The 18,465-nt window shown below is 50.9% G+C and carries 13 protein-coding genes and 1 pseudogene; 9 read left to right on the top strand and 5 right to left on the bottom strand.

The features are described 5' to 3' along the window. Positions 1 to 552: 552 nt before the first annotated feature. Together ACFQO4_RS03085 and ACFQO4_RS03080 are read right to left on the bottom strand one after the other, a co-directional pair. A complete protein-coding gene (locus ACFQO4_RS03085; RefSeq protein ID WP_500259524.1) occupies positions 553 to 1,296 on the bottom strand; it encodes a ParB N-terminal domain-containing protein in 744 nt (247 codons plus the stop codon). A 226-nt stretch (positions 1,297 to 1,522) separates the two neighbouring features. Further along, entirely contained in the window at positions 1,523 to 3,523 is a 2,001-nt protein-coding gene (locus ACFQO4_RS03080; RefSeq protein ID WP_500259523.1) for an ATP-binding protein, read from the bottom strand. 208 nt (positions 3,524 to 3,731) lie between these two features. On the opposite strand from ACFQO4_RS03080, the gene ACFQO4_RS03075 reads away from it, so the two are divergent. The 3 genes and pseudogenes from ACFQO4_RS03075 (at position 3,732) to ACFQO4_RS03065 (ending at position 8,624) form a co-directional block, all read left to right on the top strand. Then, positions 3,732 to 8,060 carry an Eco57I restriction-modification methylase domain-containing protein gene (locus ACFQO4_RS03075; RefSeq protein WP_500259522.1) on the top strand — a complete coding sequence of 1,443 codons (4,329 nt, stop codon included), beginning with the start codon at positions 3,732 to 3,734 and terminating at the stop codon, positions 8,058 to 8,060. A 33-nt stretch (positions 8,061 to 8,093) separates the two neighbouring features. Continuing rightward, a pseudogene (locus ACFQO4_RS03070) lies at positions 8,094 to 8,291 on the top strand (TATA-box-binding protein); the annotation flags it as partial. Positions 8,292 to 8,327: 36 nt separating this feature from the next. Then, complete coding sequence (locus ACFQO4_RS03065) at positions 8,328 to 8,624, top strand: hypothetical protein (protein WP_500259521.1); 297 nt, start codon at positions 8,328 to 8,330, stop codon at positions 8,622 to 8,624. Between the two features lie 146 nt (positions 8,625 to 8,770). Here the strand turns inward: ACFQO4_RS03065 and ACFQO4_RS03060 are convergent, their stop codons facing one another. The 3 genes from ACFQO4_RS03060 to ACFQO4_RS03050 form a co-directional block, all read right to left on the bottom strand. Then, entirely contained in the window at positions 8,771 to 9,772 is a 1,002-nt protein-coding gene (locus tag ACFQO4_RS03060; protein ID WP_500259520.1) for a DUF932 domain-containing protein, read from the bottom strand. A 117-nt stretch (positions 9,773 to 9,889) separates the two neighbouring features. Next, positions 9,890 to 10,405, bottom strand: a complete 516-nt coding sequence (locus ACFQO4_RS03055; RefSeq protein WP_500259519.1) for a hypothetical protein — start codon at positions 10,403 to 10,405, stop codon at positions 9,890 to 9,892. Between the two features lie 76 nt (positions 10,406 to 10,481). Then, the gene (locus tag ACFQO4_RS03050) at positions 10,482 to 11,534 is read right to left on the bottom strand and encodes a hypothetical protein (RefSeq protein WP_500259518.1); all 1,053 of its coding nucleotides are present in this window, start codon (positions 11,532 to 11,534) and stop codon (positions 10,482 to 10,484) included. A gap of 110 nt (positions 11,535 to 11,644) precedes the next feature. On the opposite strand from ACFQO4_RS03050, the gene ACFQO4_RS03045 reads away from it, so the two are divergent. The 6 genes from ACFQO4_RS03045 (at position 11,645) to ACFQO4_RS03020 (ending at position 18,464) form a co-directional block, all read left to right on the top strand. Next, positions 11,645 to 12,004, top strand: a complete 360-nt coding sequence (locus tag ACFQO4_RS03045; protein ID WP_500259517.1) for a pilin — start codon at positions 11,645 to 11,647, stop codon at positions 12,002 to 12,004. A gap of 1 nt (position 12,005) precedes the next feature. Next, on the top strand, positions 12,006 to 12,965 hold the full coding sequence (locus ACFQO4_RS03040) for a TrbL/VirB6 family protein (protein ID WP_500259516.1): 960 nt from the start codon (positions 12,006 to 12,008) through the stop codon (positions 12,963 to 12,965). A gap of 268 nt (positions 12,966 to 13,233) precedes the next feature. Next, positions 13,234 to 15,210: a helicase HerA domain-containing protein gene (locus ACFQO4_RS03035; RefSeq protein ID WP_500259515.1), complete on the top strand. Its 1,977-nt coding sequence runs from the start codon at positions 13,234 to 13,236 to the stop codon at positions 15,208 to 15,210. Continuing rightward, positions 15,207 to 16,166, top strand: coding sequence for a DUF8128 domain-containing protein (locus ACFQO4_RS03030; protein WP_500259514.1), 960 nt, complete (start codon positions 15,207 to 15,209; stop codon positions 16,164 to 16,166). Before ACFQO4_RS03035 ends, ACFQO4_RS03030 begins: the two co-directional genes overlap by 4 nt. Beyond that, on the top strand, positions 16,163 to 18,064 hold the full coding sequence (locus ACFQO4_RS03025) for a type IV secretory system conjugative DNA transfer family protein (RefSeq protein WP_500259513.1): 1,902 nt from the start codon (positions 16,163 to 16,165) through the stop codon (positions 18,062 to 18,064). The genes ACFQO4_RS03030 and ACFQO4_RS03025 overlap by 4 nt, the downstream gene beginning before the upstream one ends. Continuing rightward, entirely contained in the window at positions 18,057 to 18,464 is a 408-nt protein-coding gene (locus tag ACFQO4_RS03020) for a hypothetical protein (protein WP_500259512.1), read from the top strand. The genes ACFQO4_RS03025 and ACFQO4_RS03020 overlap by 8 nt, the downstream gene beginning before the upstream one ends. The last annotated feature ends 1 nt before the right edge of the window (position 18,465 follow it).

The raw sequence follows: 18,465 nt of genomic DNA, 5'->3' as shown, positions 1-18,465 counted from the left end.
CTGATCTCGAAGCCGCGGGATCCCGATCCCAAAAAAGATAACCTGGTTCAGGGTGCGGGGTGTGAAACTTTGGAATCCCGTGCCACTATGTTACTATTTGGATTGGTTGACTGTGTTTTTCTACTATCGTATAAGATGTATTACCTTTATAAAACCCGGTGTGGGAAAGCCAGATATAACCGTTCATGACGCAAAAATAACTGTTCCTAACTCTTCATTTGCACAGACAATGGTTTAGCTCCGTTCGTATGCCGAATCAACGGCAGGAGACAGAGTTACTGGAGATATAGAGCAAGAAAACCAGATAACACCAAAACCCGTTTAGAACGTCCAAGAACACAACCCGGAAACTCTCCCACCTTCATAGGGGAAATCCGTACCTGCTAAACCTCCATGAACAGTCCCCTACCCAATATCCTACTGAAATAAATGGAACCATCCTGTCATTTATAAATGATTGTGACTGAGCCAATTCTCCTAACTGACTTACTTTGCGATGGGGGCGTTTCGAACTCTTCTCTCACTCTCCTTTTCCAATATTCTACCCGATATTCACTGACCTCCGTCCGATATGGCGGCTTCCTCACCAGCATTTAGATCTGGAAAGCCATATGATTCGGTGATCTCATTCCCAAACCGATCGATGATCCGGGAGAAAGCCTCATCTTGTTGCTTTCCATCGTAGTCAAGTAGGTGTCGTCCTGCCCACTCAACCGCAGCCTTCTCATCATCAATATACGAACACTCGACATAGATCTCTTCTAATCCGAGAAGGTGCGCTGCCCATACCCGCTTGTGACCGTTGATCAGCTCAAACCAGTCACCACAATCACGGACCAATGGAAACGGCACCGGATACTCGTATCGCCCTATCTCAGCAATCCAGTCACGGTTTGGCTCGACCGTGAAGTTCCGGGAATGATACGGTGAGGGAAAGACCTTGCTTAGATTTACCTTCACTGAGTCAAGCGAATCTACCACTTTAAGCCGAGACTCAGGAAACGAGTAATACTTTACACCATCCTGGTTGAGACGTGATAACCGGATCGAAAAAGCACCAGTATAGTACGGATACACTTCCTCTAAATCCTGCTTATACACAACAATTACGACACGATCATCCTCTGGATATTCAGGATTGTCCTCAGCAAGTGTTTTCCTTCGGCTAAAGATCTCCCAATCGTGTGCCACAGTCGGCGGTTGGTTGACAACGACCGCTCTATTCGGATCCGAGCCAGCATACTCCCTATCAATAACCACCTCGCCGGTTTCGAACGCTGGCTCAAAGTCGCTCATGAAACCACCTTCCTCTTTGGATCGATCCCTCGAGATGTAACAATCGTCGCCGGTCTTGTGAGTTGAATCGTCTGCTCCGTTAGGACCGTACTCGATTTCTGATGTAGAAAAGCACGTCTAATGTGACCATCACTCATGGAGACACTATCTCAGATCAGTCCAAAAAGACCTATGATTTGGAGTAAGCTCATCTCCATAGCTAGATCGCGGTAGATCCCGTATCGCTCTATTTCAAGAATTTTTCAGGGTCAGTGATGTCTTGGAACCGGTGGAATACAATACGATCAGTATCCGCACCACTCTTTTTCAGCCGCTTTTCTAACCCGGTACAGACTTCTTCGGTACGTCCGAGGATCCAGACGGTATCGAACTTCTCTAAATGTGTTTCTACATGTTCGATCTCTCGAGGATTATCGCCCATCGCGATCTCAACCACAAACTCTGAGGTACCCATGTTGATGTAGACATCGGCATTGAATAACTCGAGTTTCGCCGTCCAACCCAGTCCCTCAACCAAGTCTTTGACCTGGTGTTGCCAGTACTGGTGGACGATCCCGCCTCTCCCCGGGACAGAAGGATCAAGCTCGAGCTGGTCTTCAACGTAGTTCCGGCCTTTCTTCGTCAACTCAAGCAGCTTCAACTCCTCCGGTCCACGGATATGCCGTTCGATCACTACACCGTTCTCCAAGAGTTCATTCTTCGCCTTGTTTCCCTTGTAAGTGCTTGAGAACTCGGAATATCTCTCTGTCAACGGTTTAAACGGGTGTTTGACTACATCGGTTAGGAGTTGATCTGCATCAGTGGAAACCGTGATTTCTGACTGTGGATCTTCTACGATTTTTGGCTCAGGTGATTCTTCCGACCGGTTTGGAGCTACCCGGATCTCGTACTCAGGGGTGCGTTCTCGAGAAGTTGCAGACAAGTCGTTCCAGTCTTCAGCCATCAACACCTGAAGCTCGTCGTCAGAAACCGTCTTCTCCAATACATACTCCTCAAACCTTACTGGCACGGAATCACCGTTCCCGACTTGGACAACAGCTTCACCGATATCCAAGTTTTGAGCATACTCTACCTGTCTCTGGGACAACCCGATCGAGTCAACAACCGCATCAAACTGTTTTCGATCACCAGTTGGCAGGAGAATCTTGGTGTAGGTGTTCGCTTTAATCGAGTCGGTCAGTTTCGTGGCTTCCTGATCAGCAACCACCAGACCTTCTCCGAACTCTCGCATCTTCGCCGTCAACTCATCGATCGCAGGTAGTCCGGCGGCATCCTGACGCTCCTTGTACACCGAGAACACCTGTTTTCCCTCGTCGAGAAAGAATAGATGGCGGAGACCAGTACCTCGTTGATATTGTCTTAGTCGGTATTCATAGACGTAGGCGAACAAGATCTCCATCAAGAAGTTCTGGACGTCACGGTTCAAACCGTCAAACTCGAACACCACGTTCTTCGAAAGCAACTGTTCTACTGAGTAACCGGTACTACAGTCGAAGACGGTTCCCGCCACCAAGTTCATCGCCTCGACTCGATTTAATATGGTGTCTCGGTAGTTCGAAGTCTTCCGTACGTAGTTGATTTTCGCCGTCTCAATCAGTAGCTCGAGCTCGTGCAGACTCGGGTACGGTGGGGATACCTCTTCAAACAGGTTGTAGGCTCGATAGAGTTCGATTATCTGTTTCAACAGGTAGTTTTTCGATCCGGAGAGCAATGCTGTGGCGTGACCAAAGATCTCGGTTAAGACCTGTGCCCAGCGTCGTGGAGGTACATTTGGCGGCGGCTTCAACGGGTTAAACTTCAGTTCTGTCCACGGCAACACCAACACGTCTCGCTCTTGCGCGAGATGCCGATAGTCCTGCTTCAAGTCAAAGCTCCAGAACGGAACCGTAGTCTGCTCCATCAGATTGTAGAACAACGTGGTCTTTCCCGCTCCTGACTGCCCGACCGCCAAGAGATGCATTGAGAGATCGTCTTCCTCAAGCTGGACACGATCGCTGGAAAAGCTGGTTCCCAACTCGATGGTGCCCCTTGTTGGCTGGTTCGTGAACGGGTAACGGTGTTCCTCGAGCTGTTTCAGTGTCAGCAGTGTTCCCACCCGGTTTTGTAGCGTAGTGTTCTGTGACGCGACTGCAGCCGCTACAACCGTTTGAAGATCCTCATCGATCTCCTCAACGTCTTCTACCAACCGAAGCAACCACTCGGCACTAAACTCAATGGAACGGCTCACACACCACTATAGAAGCCAGCGTTGATAGGCTGGTACGACACACCACGTTTCCTTTGCCGAATCCCTGTGTTTTTGATCAGCTGTAGCGGCCAAATTGATTGACACTCCCTCAAACCTTGTCTCCTCGCGAATACTTGATTGGAAAGAAACAATATTGGATTTTCAGTAATTTCATGACCTTTCGCTTACGTAGCTACGCGCAACACGAATGAGTCAGCTTACGCTTGCCGATCAGCCCTACAACAATTCAAACCTTTTCTCAAGCCACTATCTTGATGAACGCCTCAAACACCGGCCCGAATGGGAGTGTAATACCGAAGCGGAAGAAGTACTAGAAGAGCTTCAAACGCTCTACCAACTCGAAGGCGATCTGTTCAAAGGGCTGAAAGAAGATGCACTGATCGACGACTGGATTAAAAACGTACTCGAGATCCTCGGATACGGAACACAAGTCGAAACCACTCTACCCGACGGCCACGGCTATGTCGATATCCTTCTCTTCGAAGACGATGAAAAACGTCGAGATGCGGCAACAGTCTACCTAGATACACAGAACACAACCGATCTCTTCGACAAAGGAGTCGGAATCGTCGAGGCCAAACAGTGGGACGCCGACTTCAACACTCGATTCAGCGAACAGCGACCGTATCGAGACGCTTCCCATCAGATCAAACACTATCTTGAGAACATCGAAAATATTGAATGGGGTATTCTTACCAATGGCAGGAAATGGCGGCTCTACGGAACCAAAGACTACGAGACAAAGACATACTACGAAGTCGATCTCCCTGAACTCTTGGAACAAGGCGACCTAGAGCAATTCAAGTACTTCTACGCATTTTTCAGACCAGAAGCCTTCCAAGGAGGATCTGGCTCTACGTTTCTCGAATCAGTCTGGTCTGAGAGCGAAACCGCCTCTCAACAGCTTGGCGAAGATCTTCAGGACAACGTCTTCACCGCATTACGAGTGCTTGGACACGGATTCGTTGAATCAAACGACTTGGAGATCGATCCGGATGACACTGAAGGACTGGACGAGCTAAAGGAACAGTCCTTGGTTCTACTCTACAGGCTGATGTTCGTGCTGTACGCTGAGTCGCGTAATTTGATCCATCCGGAGGGACAGGCGGCCAAAGAAGAGTATGAAGAGAACTTTAGCCTCGACCAGCTACGCTTACAGATCCACGATACGATCGGGGAGGTGGACGAAGGGTTCGACGATGAGTACAGTGAGTACTCCCAAACGATGTGGAGACAACTTGAGGATCTGTTCAGACTAATCGATAAAGGCGAGGAATCCTTAGGAATTCCCCCATACAACGGCGGTTTATTTGACCGTGAAAACCATGAGTTCCTTGCGGAGAATACGGTCAGCAATCAGTACTTAGCTGAAGTGATCTACCGGTTGTCGACGACAGAAAATGAGGAAAGCCGGTACGTGTTAGCGGATTATGCTGACTTAGATACTCGGCACCTCGGAAGCGTTTACGAAGGTCTATTGGAGCACCAGTTCCGGATTGCACCGGAAGACTATGCTGCTGTCGAAAAAGATGGAGGTCAAGTCTGGAAGTCAGCAACAGAAGTAACAGTCGCTGATGCTGTCGAGACGGTTCCTGAGGGTGGGTTGTACGTTGTCAACGACGAGGGCGAACGGAAGGCTACAGGCGCATACTATACTCCAGACTACGTAGTCACGCACATTGTTGAGGAAACTGTGACGCCCCTAGTTGAGGAGATCCGAGAGGATTTGGTTGAACAAGGATTTGAACCTGGCACACAGGAGTATTTGGGTCCGTTCCTTCGAAGGGTGACCGAGTTGAAGATTTTGGATCCTGCGATGGGGAGCGGTCATTTCCTTACTCGAGCAACCGGATACCTTACAGAGCAGGTGATGAACGAGGTTAGAGAGGTTGAAACGGAGATGGGTGTTGCATTTGATGAGCAGCATATACGCCGTGAGATCGCTAAAGAATGTATCTACGGAGTCGATTTGAACGGGATGGCTGTCGAACTCGCAAAGCTCTCGATGTGGCTCGATACCTTGGCAGCTGATCGGCCACTCGCATTCCTCGATCACCACCTGAAGGCTGGCAACTCGTTAACCGGCTCTGACGTCACCGAGGTACTGTCAAACGGATCCCCCAACAATGATGATGGTCAGATCACCCTCACACAGGCTTGGGCAATAGTTCGCCAGAAAACTCTTGAGCACGTTATGGAGAGGATGCAGGAACTCCTCGAGATCGACAACGAAACTCTGGAAGACGTCAAGTCCATGGAGGAGATCTACGATCAAATCCGAGACGACCCTCTCTACCAACGGTTGTTCAAGCTGACCAACGTACACACAGCCGAACGATTCGATCTAGATGTTCCTCAGGATGCCTATGAGCAAATGGCGGCAGCGATCGATGACGATGACAAATGGAGCGAGATCCAAGAGAAAGACTGGTTCAAGTCCGCACAAAATTTAAATTCCGATACTGACTTCTTCCATTGGGAACTCGAATATCCCGAAGTCTTCTTCGACGAAGAAGGAGAGAAACGCGATAACGCAGGATTCGATGCTGTAATCGGGAACCCGCCATATTCACCAATCCAGCGACTGCCCAAGCAATTCACTGGATATTACAAATCAGTCTATGAAACTGCGATCGGGAACTACGATTTATATGTGCTATTTATCGAAAAAGGAGTTGATCTACTCAACAAAGAAGGCAAATTTGGCTATATCATTCCCAACAAAGTATTCCAGGTCGATTACGGAGAAGCACTCCGGAATAAACTAGCCACAAACAAACAGATCTCCGGTATCGCTGATTTCGGATCTAATCAAGTGTTCGCAGGAGCTGCAACCACATACACCACCCTGCTCTTCTTAGAAGGCCAAGAACAGGGGGAATCGTTCCCCCATTGGAAACTTGAGGACGGTAGCGATCCCGGCACCATTCAGGATCTTGAGGACTCAGATGATTGGGACAAAAACACCTTTGAAAATGAATCGCTCTCTGGTGAGAGTTGGAACTTCCACCGCAGAGAGATACAAACCATAATCGACAAGGCGGAAAGCAAGGCCCAGCCATTAGAAGAAATCGCTGCAGCGATCGGGCGCGGAACCAGCTCCGGTGACGACAGCGTCTTCGAATTGCAAAAGGAAGACCAACACAGCAGTATCACAGTTTGTACATCAGACGCCAAATCCGAGACGTTCAACATTGAATCGGAGGTGCTGAGAAAACCTATTCATTCTACTGACTTCGGAAAATATACGTTCACTGATCCTGAGGACAAGCGTTTGATCTGGCCTTATAACTCAGACTACAATCTAATCCCTGAAGACGAGTTCTCTACCAACTATCCGCAGGCATGGAGCTATTTGGAAGAGAACCGAGATCTGCTGGAGGATAGAGCAGATTACTCGCACTGGTACGACTACAGTGCACCGCGAAACCTGAGCATCCATGATGAAGCAGAACTGCTAATCCCACTTCTTGCGGATTCTCCTTCCTTCTCAAAATATCCTGAACCACAATCCGACTACATTCTCATGGCTAGCGGCGGATTCGCCATTTCCCTTCTGGAGGATACTGACTATTCCGAGCTATACGTCCTCTCACTTATCAACTCGAACCTGTTATTTATGTGCCTACAATCGATCAGCAATGTCTTCCGAGGTGGCTATATCACCTGCACGAAGCAGTATTTCCAGCAGCTCCCAATCCGGGAAATCGAGTTCGAGACTCCTGAAGCTGAACGCAAATCGCTGCTTGAAAACGCGGTCTCCACCTACGAGTCTGCGTTAGAAACCGGTGACACCAGTGAAGTACTGAGCATAGTAGAACAACACATCAACGATAATAGTACTGATGTCATCCATGACCTGCTCGCATATTTCGCTCAAGAAATAACCGATCTCAATTCACGGTATCAAAACTGTAATCTCTCCCTCCTCGACCATCTTGGGTCTTACTCAGATGGCCAAACGCTGTCAGAAGTCGGGCTCTCTCAACCGCCAGCAGGCTCGTCAGACTCTATCTTAACCGATACAGCTGAGGATCGTGAAAAGCTCAAAGTCGGAACCGTAGAAGTAGTCCGTGAGTCACTAACCTCTATCGAGATACAGCTGACCGCACGCTACAAGCCGGAAGACGAAGAAGAAGGTGACTATGAAACAGACCAGTGGGGATACACCGAAACCGATCTCAAGCCGGCTCTACAGATCACCAATCTCTCTGAGACTGAGGCAGATTTAATTGAAGGATTTGTGCCGGTAGCCATCAGCGAAGCAGGCGGGTTCGCTAACTTCCGTGAGACAGCAACTAAGTCCAATTCCTTGGCGGATCGTCTGCGGAAGCTTACGCTTCCCGAAACCAGTGATATTGAGAGTGGATTAGGTAGCTATCTACAGGTAAAGAATCACGCCGGTGAATTGGAGGAAAAGATTGACAGAACTAATGATCTAATCAACCGGATAGTCTATGAACTGTACGAGTTGAGTGACGAAGAGATCGAGATCGTAGAAGGAACTGTCAACTAGAAGAAGTAATTCTTCCATAGGGATGTTGTCAATGTCATAGGATCTGGCACACTCGACATCGAGATAGATCTTTCCCAGCTCGCAGATGATCTTGATCCTGCAATTGCTGACTATAACCCAGACAAGTATCCTGGGATCTACCTACGGATTAACGATGATGCACCACTAATCACGATCTACCATACTGGGAAGTATATCGTCACTGGTGGAGAGTCTGAAGAAGAGACGTAATCCTACCGTGACCGGTTTCTGACACTCTTGTCAGAAATGGGGGTGATAACGAATCCTAATGATACTGACTTCGCCATTCAGAACTACGTTCTCGTAGCTGATCTTGAACAAACTCAGAACTTGGAAGCCCTTGCAATCGGACTAGGCCTCGAACAGACCGAGTACGAACCCGAACAGTTTCCGGGTCTAGTCTACCGCCCCTCTGATCATGACTTTGTTTTGTTGATCTTTTCCTCTGGAAAAGTAGTCATAGCCGGAGTAACTGATAAACAGGAAGTTATGAACGCCTTTTCAGAGTTAGAAACGACACTTGAACAATATGGATTGAATTAGTCGTCTAGGACTGCAAGCGACTACTCCTCTATACTGAAGGAACTCTTCTCCCTGGCACTTTCTCACACTTATTGCTGCTTAACTAGTTCTGGTGCTACTGGTAGACTGAAGAAAAAAGAAAAGGGGGACAAGAGAAGAGTAGGCGTTTAGGCGCGTGTGTAGTGGTCTGCCATGAGCTGGCGTAGGCTTTCCTCTTCTCCGTCCCAATAAGGAGTTGTCTCGTCCGGGTTTTCGATAAACTGGTTGGCTCGATCCTCCACGATATGTTTCCCGAGTTTGTCAGTGTCCGGAAGCTCTGAGTACCCGGTTTCCAGGAGGTTTGCGGCTTGTTCGTACCCGGTGTCAAGCTCGTAGTCCGGAAGATCGCGGTGGTAGTGGGTGAGCGACCGAGTCGCCGCATTATAGGTCTCCCAAAGGGTTGGTGCGTCTGGATCCTCGACTTCTTCATACAACGCGTTCAACAGATCCGGGACCGGTTGATCGAGATACTGGCCGATCCCTTGTTCAAGCAGTACAAGCAGTGCCTCGTCTTGGTTGATGAACGTCTGGTCTTGTGCTTCGTCAATCCGGTGTTCGATACGGTCCGGGCTTTCAACAACGCCGTCAACCGCAGTATACACGATTCCGGCCTGGAACGGATCACTATGTGTCTGTTCGAAGTGGAGTCTTGAGTCGAACGCCATCATCCCGTTACTACAGACTTGGCGCATCCCTCCCACATCGTATTTGAGGCCGTGGAACCCGGAGTGTCCGGCCCGTATTTTCAATCCGAGATCGATCGGGTCGTCAGCATCCGCGTACACCCGGGTGTCACCCGTAAAGTCGACGTTCGCGGTCATCTTGTGGGCTGAAGGTGATAAGGAGATCGTGCCGTTTACATCGAGATCTAACTGGTCTTGGTGGCGTTCAACGGCTTTGCCCACGGTCTCCAGGATGTCACCGTACTGAATAATGTGGTAGAAGTCTTCTGAAGCCGAGATATCACCGGTAGCGCGACCGTCATCCGTCCATAACGAGTTCCGGTACGGCAGGTTTTCCCACTCCTCGAGTTCGGTATTGAACGCATGGATCTGGTGGCGTTCAACCAGGGGAAGGGTTTCACTGGTTTCGTAAAGCTCGTCCAGGCTGTCGAAAGTGTAGTAGTCCATAGCGCAGTAATCAGTCCTCGTGTAACGGTACAACGCGCTATGAGCAGGGTTATAGCTGTGGAGACACCGTGTTTCAGTTGCTTATCATTGGTGTTCTTTTCCAGGTGGTCTGCCCGGTTATGATCTGAAGTTGTGGTATTTTGGTTTCTGTTGGGCGTTGAGGTCTTCGTCTTTGAGGATGTCGAGGAACTCGTCTACGTATGGTTCGGCGTCTGTCCGTGCGTAGTGGAGATGGAAGACGGTTTCATCGAGCTGTGGATGAGCTTCTAAATGGAAGTAGTGAGCCGCATGATCCAGGTCATCGATACCGGGTTCTTTGATAAAGATCCGGCCTTGTATCTGCCAGAGCATGTTGTCCACCGCCTTCTCGATATAGTCGCCTGATTTTTGTTCGAAGAGATCTGCAAACGTAGTGGGTTCGAGACTGGCACCTACCGAATAGGCATCATGGACATGGCTGAGAAAGCCGTCTACCGCAGCTTTCGGTGTATCGCCTAGTGCTTCAAGATCGTTGTCTTCGAAGCCGTGGACGTTGTAGCCGTTTAGTTCATAGCCGTGGTTTTCAACAGCATCTCCCGCAGTCTGTAAATCAGTGATGAACTGGTTGTAGAAGTCTTGGTCGGTAAAATCCATTGTGTATATCGCCTATACTGAGCGATCTAGCTATCCGCTTTTAACAAGACTCATGTACTGGAGTACAACGATTTTGTTAGTGCCACCACGTAATATTCCGGTCCTCAGATGTTGTCTGCGCCGGAATCGGGAGATAGATTTCCAGACAGGTATCTGGCTGTTTCCTTGGAAAATACATTCCCCGCCAGTCCGGGGTTATCTGATAGCCGGTGTATGAATGTCTCTTGAGATCAGTCTCCTCGTCGAGAGAATAGTTGCTGAGCCAGGTCTTTCCCTCGCCGGTCGAACTGTAGGCGGAGATCATGAACGCGCCTCTCTCAGGAAGGGTGACACAGGCTTCGTCCGTCAAGAACTCTTGGTACACCAGCTCTGAATCCGCTGACGATGCTTTATCATTGAACCAGGGTCTGTACTGTTTGTGATCCGGAAGCCATCTGATCTCAAGCCTGTCTACTGTTTTCGCCTCCATTTCGTGATTCTCCTGGAACTGGTGGAAACGTTCAGCCGTAACTACGACGTCATCTGACCCGGTTACATTCGAGACAGTCTGTATAAGCGGCTTGTAGACGGGCTTGATCGGAACGATGCGGACACGTTGCCCGGTATTTGGCTCGGAGTTCGTGAGATCGGTAAAGCCCTGTTCAAACTCTGCAGCGGCTATAGCGACTGGTGCTCCTTGCTTCGGTGTTCTCCCTTTTTCTACAAGCTCTGGATACCGGGTTTCGAAGTAGTCCACGATCTTGTAGATCCGGAGATGAGGATCTTTCTCACCTCGATTGATCTCGACCAGGAGCTGTTGGATACCGTCATGTTCCAAAAACTTGTCCGTTAGATAGGAAGGAAACGTTACTGTCGGCCCCTCCTTCTTCCCACCAACTGTGTACCCGCCTTTCAGGTGATGAAGCTTTCCTGGATAGTACTTGCCGGTGAGATACGGTGGATCTGCATCTCTCGTCATTCCATCGTCGGTTTCCTCTTTCCCATGTTTGAGTTTGATTGTCTCGCTGGGTTCTAACCCAATCTCTGCGATCTCTTTGGGAAGTTTGAGTTTGTAGTAGGTACCGCTCTGGTTGGTGAATGACCCCAGTTCTTCAACGTGAAAGGTTGGTCGACTAGTTGAACTTACCATTTCGAGCAGGCGGTTTTGCTCACAGCTCCAAATAGCTATTTTCCGTTCTCACTCAATGCAATTCCTGTACGGTTCCAAGCTGTGTCTTGGGCTGTACTGACAGAAAGATGATGTTGAAATCCCTGCGGATAGTGGAAACGCTGTCCGCCACGAAACGTATCGGCCCAGATACTCTGTACCCGGCTCAGACCGTGTTCGATACCTTGGACTGTGACGAGCCACCGGAGTTCGAACCGTTGATGAATCTTATAGGCAGTATCACCGAGTTAGCGTACGTCTTCGGGCTTACTCTGGCGGTGCTCGCGCTCGTGTATGCAGGTATCGTCATGATCTGGGGGTCCGAGGAATCGAAACGTCGAGCGAAAAAGCATTCGCAGAACGTCGTGGCTGGCGTGATCCTGATCCTGTTAGCGAACTCGATTATCGTCTTCCTCGTCCGCAGTATGGACGTCTGCCAAGGAGGGTTCTAAAGTGACGTACCTACTCTTTACCACAGTCGTACTCTATCTTCTGCAATCCGAGGTCGAGGATCCGGATGAACACTGGCTTATCGAAGTCCTGCTCGCACCGTTTCGAGGACTGGCAGAGGTCGTGATCTGGGAGTTTTCACAGATCTTGATGAACACGCCAACGATCTATCCGAATCCGGCGGTTGAAGAGATCCACCAGCTCCTGTTCGTGCTTGCAATGCTGAGTCTCGGCCTCGTCGTGATCGTTGTCGGGCTCTACCTGATTGCATATCCCTCCCTCGATATTCATCCTGAACGAATCTGGAAAATACTTCCTAAATTAGTGCTCATGCTGCTCTTCGCCTCGGTCTCACTTCCGGTTTTGCAGCTTGGAATCGAATTGAGCGATGCCCTTGTGTATGCGTTTCGACCTCCACAGTTCGAGACGACGTTAACCGAGATGGCCGGGTTTTCAACTGCCTTAGCACTTACAGTAGTGATCAACTCGATGCTGATACTCGGCTTGGTAGTGATCTTCATCATCCGGAACGCCTATCTCCTGATCGTCGGTGCGATGGCCCCGGTTATCGCGGTCGCCTGGACGCTCCCTTCTACCCAGCGTTATGCGCGTTCACTCGTGAGCGGATGGTTTACAGCGCTTGCTTTAGCGCCGTTGGATATGCTGATTCTGCGGTTTAGTTTTGAGATGATGAAAGGCACTGCTGGCTTTGGGCTGCAAGGTATTTCTAACTGGATTATCGGCGTATCGAGCTTCGCCCTTATGTACTGGCTGCCGTTCCAGCTGTATGGTGCCTCTCAAGCGGCTATCGTCCGTGGTACACGAATCGCGAATAATCTCAGGCCGTCAAAACCACCAAAACGTCCTGGCTCTGGTGGGTCTGGCCTGAATGAAGAGGAGATTCGTCGGGTTCGGAGAAATCAGCGTCGACGTCGACGCGGTGGCGGTCGTGGAGGGATCTAGATATGAAGCACCGAATGCCTGGACGGTTCTACTACCCGTTCTACGTCTTCGGACGGTACACCGTACGCGATCTGATACGGCTTGGTCTCCCAGTTACTGTCTGCTACTGGCTGCCACCCTCACTCCCTGAAGAGCCGATAACCGCGTTCCTGTTGATCTGTATCGGTGTCGTGCTTGGAGTTCTCTGGAAAGCGTGGCGGCCGTACGGCCTTCCGCTCGACTACCTGCTCTACCATTGCGTTCGGTGGTGTTTCGGGGTGATCCGATCATGAAAACGATTCGACGCCCGGTGGTCAGCCCCAACGAAGAGTTTCTCGAGATCGGGGCGACAAGGCTTGCGGTAATCAAAGTAGGGTCTGTCAGCTTCGAACTGCAAACCGACCGTGATGAACGTATGGCGCACAGCTTCTACCAGGAGCTGTTAAACGGGGTTTCAGACCCGGTCTATCTGCACTCCCTGCAGCGCACCACCACGCTTGACACCTATCTCGAAGGCATTAACCCGGTTCCTGGGTTGAAAGATCGGCAAGAGGACTACTACAGGTACTGCTACGAACTCTTCGCTGACGGTGTCGGGGTTACCGACCACTACCTGATCCTTCGAGCAGATCCCGGATCCGGTTCTGGAACAACAGCTGAAACACTGGAAACCCGTCTCGGAAACCTGTTGACGCGGTTTCGTGCAACCGATTTCCACGCTGAGCACGTGACTGGCGACCAGCTTCACCACTTCGTTGACCGGGAACTCAACCAGGACCCGAAGGTTTCACCACGGTACTCCACGGTCCCCAGCACGGACAGCGACGAGTTCCGGAAGACGGTGTACGTCGACGAGTTTCCGTCACAACTCCGGTTTGGCTGGCCTGCCACGCTACTGAATCTTGAAGGCTTAGTGGATATCACTCAGGTGATCCGTCCACAGGATCCAGGGAAAGCGACAAACCGACTGAACCGGTTGGCTGACTGGCTCGAGGTCGAGATTCTAAGCTTTCTCAGTCGCGGGTTCCACGGCTTCGACCGGCTTGAACGGTTGCTTGAGGACGCTGAATGGGTGCTCGAACAGTTACGGGATCATGACTCCCAGGTTCACGAGTACGGGGCATACATCACCGTCCACGGACCGTCCGAAGAAATGGTTGAAGCCACGTACAACCGAGTGAACACCCAGCTCCAACTGTTAGGTATTCAGACCGGATCAACGACGTTCCGAACCGATCAGGCGTACTACACGGATTCACCGTTCCACAGAGACCGGTTAGACCAGGTCTCATTGATGCCAACAGCGTCGGCCTCCAACGGCTTCCCGTTCGGGACACGTCCATTGACACAGAACGGCGTGGTCTACGGGACCGACCAGATAGAGGAGACACCGGTGCTGCTTGATCGCTTCAGTTGGGACTCACACTCGATGGCGGTCATGGGCACACAGGGCAGCGGGAAAACCTACTGGACACAGCTCGAACTACTGCGGGCGGCTTGTGTCTACCCTGATCTCAGGATCGTTGTCATCGATCCGAAACTCGAGTACCACGATGTTATTGAAGCACTGGGCGGGGTGACACAGATCATCCAGTCCGGTCTCGTCTACGACTTCGGTGAACAGTTCACGTGCTTCCAGCCCGAGGAACGAGGAATCCTGGATCACGATGCTGTGATTGTTGAACTCCTCAAACAGGTCTACACCGCAGCCTCCAGGAACCAAGAGAAGACGATTGTCGTAGTTGATGAAGCGCATCGACTGCTTGAACAGCCGACCGGGAGATCATTGCTCAACCGGTTTGTGTTAGAGGCACGTGATATCGACACCGCGGTCCAGATGGTCAGCCAGAGTGCAGGCCATTTCACGAAGTATGAGCAAGGCCAGGACATCTTAGACAACGTTCCGGCACGAGCGTTCTTCCGGCATGAAGACGTCTCCAAAGCACTCCGCGACTATAACGTGCTCTCAGCGGAAGAGCAGCGACGGATCAGTACGTTTCCCTCAGCAAAGAACGCGGGGCGTAGCGAAGCACTGCTACATATCCCTGGACAGGAACGAATCCATCTCCGAGTCGACAGCACGCAGAAAGAACATCGAATCATCGAAGACGGTCTCGAAGAAGAAACCCAGTCGGTTGAACACACCGAGCCGGTCAACGAGTCACCACGCCACTTCGATTTCGATGAAGACGACTTAGTGATGCGTGATCGGGCGTACTTCAAACGGTCAGCAAACCGGCTTCTCAAAAAGGAGTACCAGCGATGACACTCCGGAAAACCCATGTAGTGGTGTCGGAAGAGGAAGCAGAACTTCTTGCACACCCGTTTCGACGTCTCTACACCGTTGAGGTACTGCTATCGGCAAAGAAAACTCCTGCCACAGTACCTGATTTCATCCGTGGCATACTCGAGTTACAGACATGGTTGTTCGGGTTCAAGAACGCGTCACCGACGATCGCGTTCGAACTCCATCGAAGCAAGACGGATCGGCTCCGGCTTCAGTTCGTGGTTCCTACGAAACGGTTGGAGCGAAAAGTCCGGACACAGCTCTCAAACACGGTACCCGGGATAGGCTTCGAGACAGGAACCACCACACTCCCTATTCTTCCCGAGGATTCGATCGGTGGCGGCCTTCTCACACTCGGACGAGATCACGGGTATCCGCTTCGAACCGAGTTCGACTCTCCGCCCACAAACAGCGTGGTAGCCGGTCTGCACCGTCATGCAATGCGAGACACGAAATTCGTGATCCAGATCCTGTTCCAACCTGTGGCGGGTCGTCCAGTCCGTGACTGGTGGTGGAAACGCCGGACCTACAAGACGGTCAGCTTCCTCCGGAAAGAGAAAGAGCAGCTCTGGGGAAGTCGGTCATCTACACCACGTGAAAAACGTCAGGCCGATCTCGTCGAACGGAAGGCTGGGACACGCCGGTTCTGGACCTGTATCCGGTTCGCTGTCATCGGGGCCAAGGAATATACCCCGAGTCGTGTGAAGGAACTTGCTGGCGCGTTCAACGTCTATGAAAACAGCGACTCCGGTCAGTACCTTAATATGGAGACCGTGTCAGGCGTCCGTGAAAAACCGTTCCATGAGTTCTACCAAGGACTACGAGATCGAGAGTTCGGCGGGTATCATCGACGGTTCCAGGCCTCGACCGAAGAATTGGCTGGCCTTGTCGCAGTACCGGACCGAGACCAGAAAAACCTGAAACGTGCGTTATGAACCCGGAAACAGTACAGAAGCGTTTGAAAGACGGCGAGACGAACACCACCTACCTCGGGACACACACGAGTATCCTTGGTGTCGAAGAAGATGTTGGAGTTGCAGACGAGAAACGGTTGATCCATGTCCTGAGCACAGGACCAACCGGCTACGGCAAGACTCAAGTACTGGTGCATGCCGCGCTTCAAGACATCTACAAAGGCCACGGGATTTGCATGGTGATCCCGAAAGGCGACGCTATCAACCAGATACTCGGCAAACTTCCCGAGAACCGGATTGACGACGTGCTCTACATTAATCCGGGTGGAAGCTCTGTCCCTGCGATCAACGTTCTCGAACTATACACCAACTCGAGAATGACTGAGGCGCAGAAGGAGAACCAGAAAGAGATCATTGTCTCCGACCTCATCGAGTTATTCAAACGCCAGAGCGAGAACTGGGGCGACCAGTTCGGCCGAATCCTGGAAACACTGCTGCGAGCACATCTCGACCTCAACATCTACCACGGCGAATCCAACTCGTTGATGGACGTCTTCCGGTGCGTGATCAACAAAGACGCGCTCACCGAGCTTATCGATCGAACACAGGATACGGTGACGCGAGAGCAACTGGTCCGGGTTCGAGAAGATACAACAAGCTACCAGTTGGAGCCGTTGCAACGCCGGTTAAACGATTTCGTGATGAACTCGACCATCCGGAACATCGTCTCCAGTACGGAGTCTGCAGTCAACTTCGAGGACGCGGTCAACCAGCAGAAAATCGTGCTCGTCGATATCCAGAAAGGAGAGATCGGTGACACCGTCTCAGAGCTTGTTGGCTCGATCGTGATCACGAAGATCTGGGCAGCCGCACAAAGCCGGATCACACAGAACCCGGAGGAACGTGTCCCATTCTTCCTCTACGTCGATGAACTGCAGAACTTCAGTGGTGAAGGCTCTGCCGTCGCTAAAATGCTTTCCGAGGCACGCGAATACAGGTTAGGCTGCTGGCTGTCCACCCAATATCTCAACAACCTTGAGTCGAGTACGATGAAGGAAGCAGTTATCAACAACTGCCGGTCCAAAGTCGTGTTCTCACCGCTCGGGACCCAGAACGAACACCGACTGCTTGATCTATTGAACGGGGTTGACAAACACCGGTTAGCCGGGCTCGGTAAGTATAGAGCTGTTCTCCAAACACCGCACAACGGCCGACAGTCCTCCGCCATCATCTTCGACACCTACCCACCGTGGAACGGCAACCCGGAACAGATCAACGAAATCAAACAACAACAAACGGTGACCGGTGAAAGCCCTTCAGTTCGATTCGAACAGTCGCTGGGGAGAGGCAGGAACGCAGGAGGTAAGATCCATGCACAGCTCCTTACCAAGGCGAAAGAAGAACTCGAGGAGCGAGGACTACGGGTCGATCTGCTCTACCAAAGCGAGGGAGAGAGCAAACCCGACGGCAAAGTACATCTTCCGGACGGCTCTATCGCGTTTCTCGAGGCTGAACACTCAACGCTCACTAAGCCTGTCAAAGTCCTGCGGAACCTGCAACGAGCAGCTGACCACAACGTCGAGTGTATATTTGTTGTCGAACAGGGGAACGCTGAGAAGCTTCAGAACATCCTTTCAGATCCGGTCAACCGGCGCGGACACGACCACCGAGACCAACACGGAACTTACAGCTACTACACAGCCGATGACGGCGAGTTCCTTGATACAGATCCAGTGAAAGACGCAGAGTACCGGATACTCGAACTCGGAGAACAACTCGAACTCCATAAAGACTCAATCAAACAGTGTCCTGAGCTCAACGCGCAGAATCGAGAACGTCTCGAACGGTTCTGTGTCTTCCGGGAAGAAGACGGGTACTGCACAGAACTCCGACAACCCTGCGTCCTAAACCATGACTGACGAGCTACCGCTACGCGACAAAGACCGAGCTGTACTCCAGAAAATCAGTGAAGGCTACGACGATGTCCAGAAGATTACTGCGGAAACCACATTGGAGAACCACGAGGTCAACTACTGTTTTACCAAACTCGAAGATCTCGGCCTGATCACTATCCACAAACCGGAGGGCTACACTGAGAGAGTTATCGACGGTCAGAAACGGGTCTTCAAAGCTCCAAAAAGTGTAGATCTCACTGAATATCCAGAGCTACTATTCCAAGACAGCGATCGAAGAACGGAGAAATATCAGGAGATAGAGTACGAGGAGTTAGTTGACCATGTCTTTGAGCTTGAAACACAGATGGCTCAGCTCCAACAGTCGTTTAGAGATTTGCAGGAACAGATCCGTGAAAATCGATAGG

This window comes from Saliphagus sp. GCM10025334 (assembly GCF_042663485.1).
Taxonomy (GTDB): Archaea; Halobacteriota; Halobacteria; order Halobacteriales; family Natrialbaceae; genus Natronosalvus.
The sequence above is the reverse complement of the archived record's forward strand: the minus strand, read 5'-3'. Positions and strand labels throughout refer to the sequence as shown.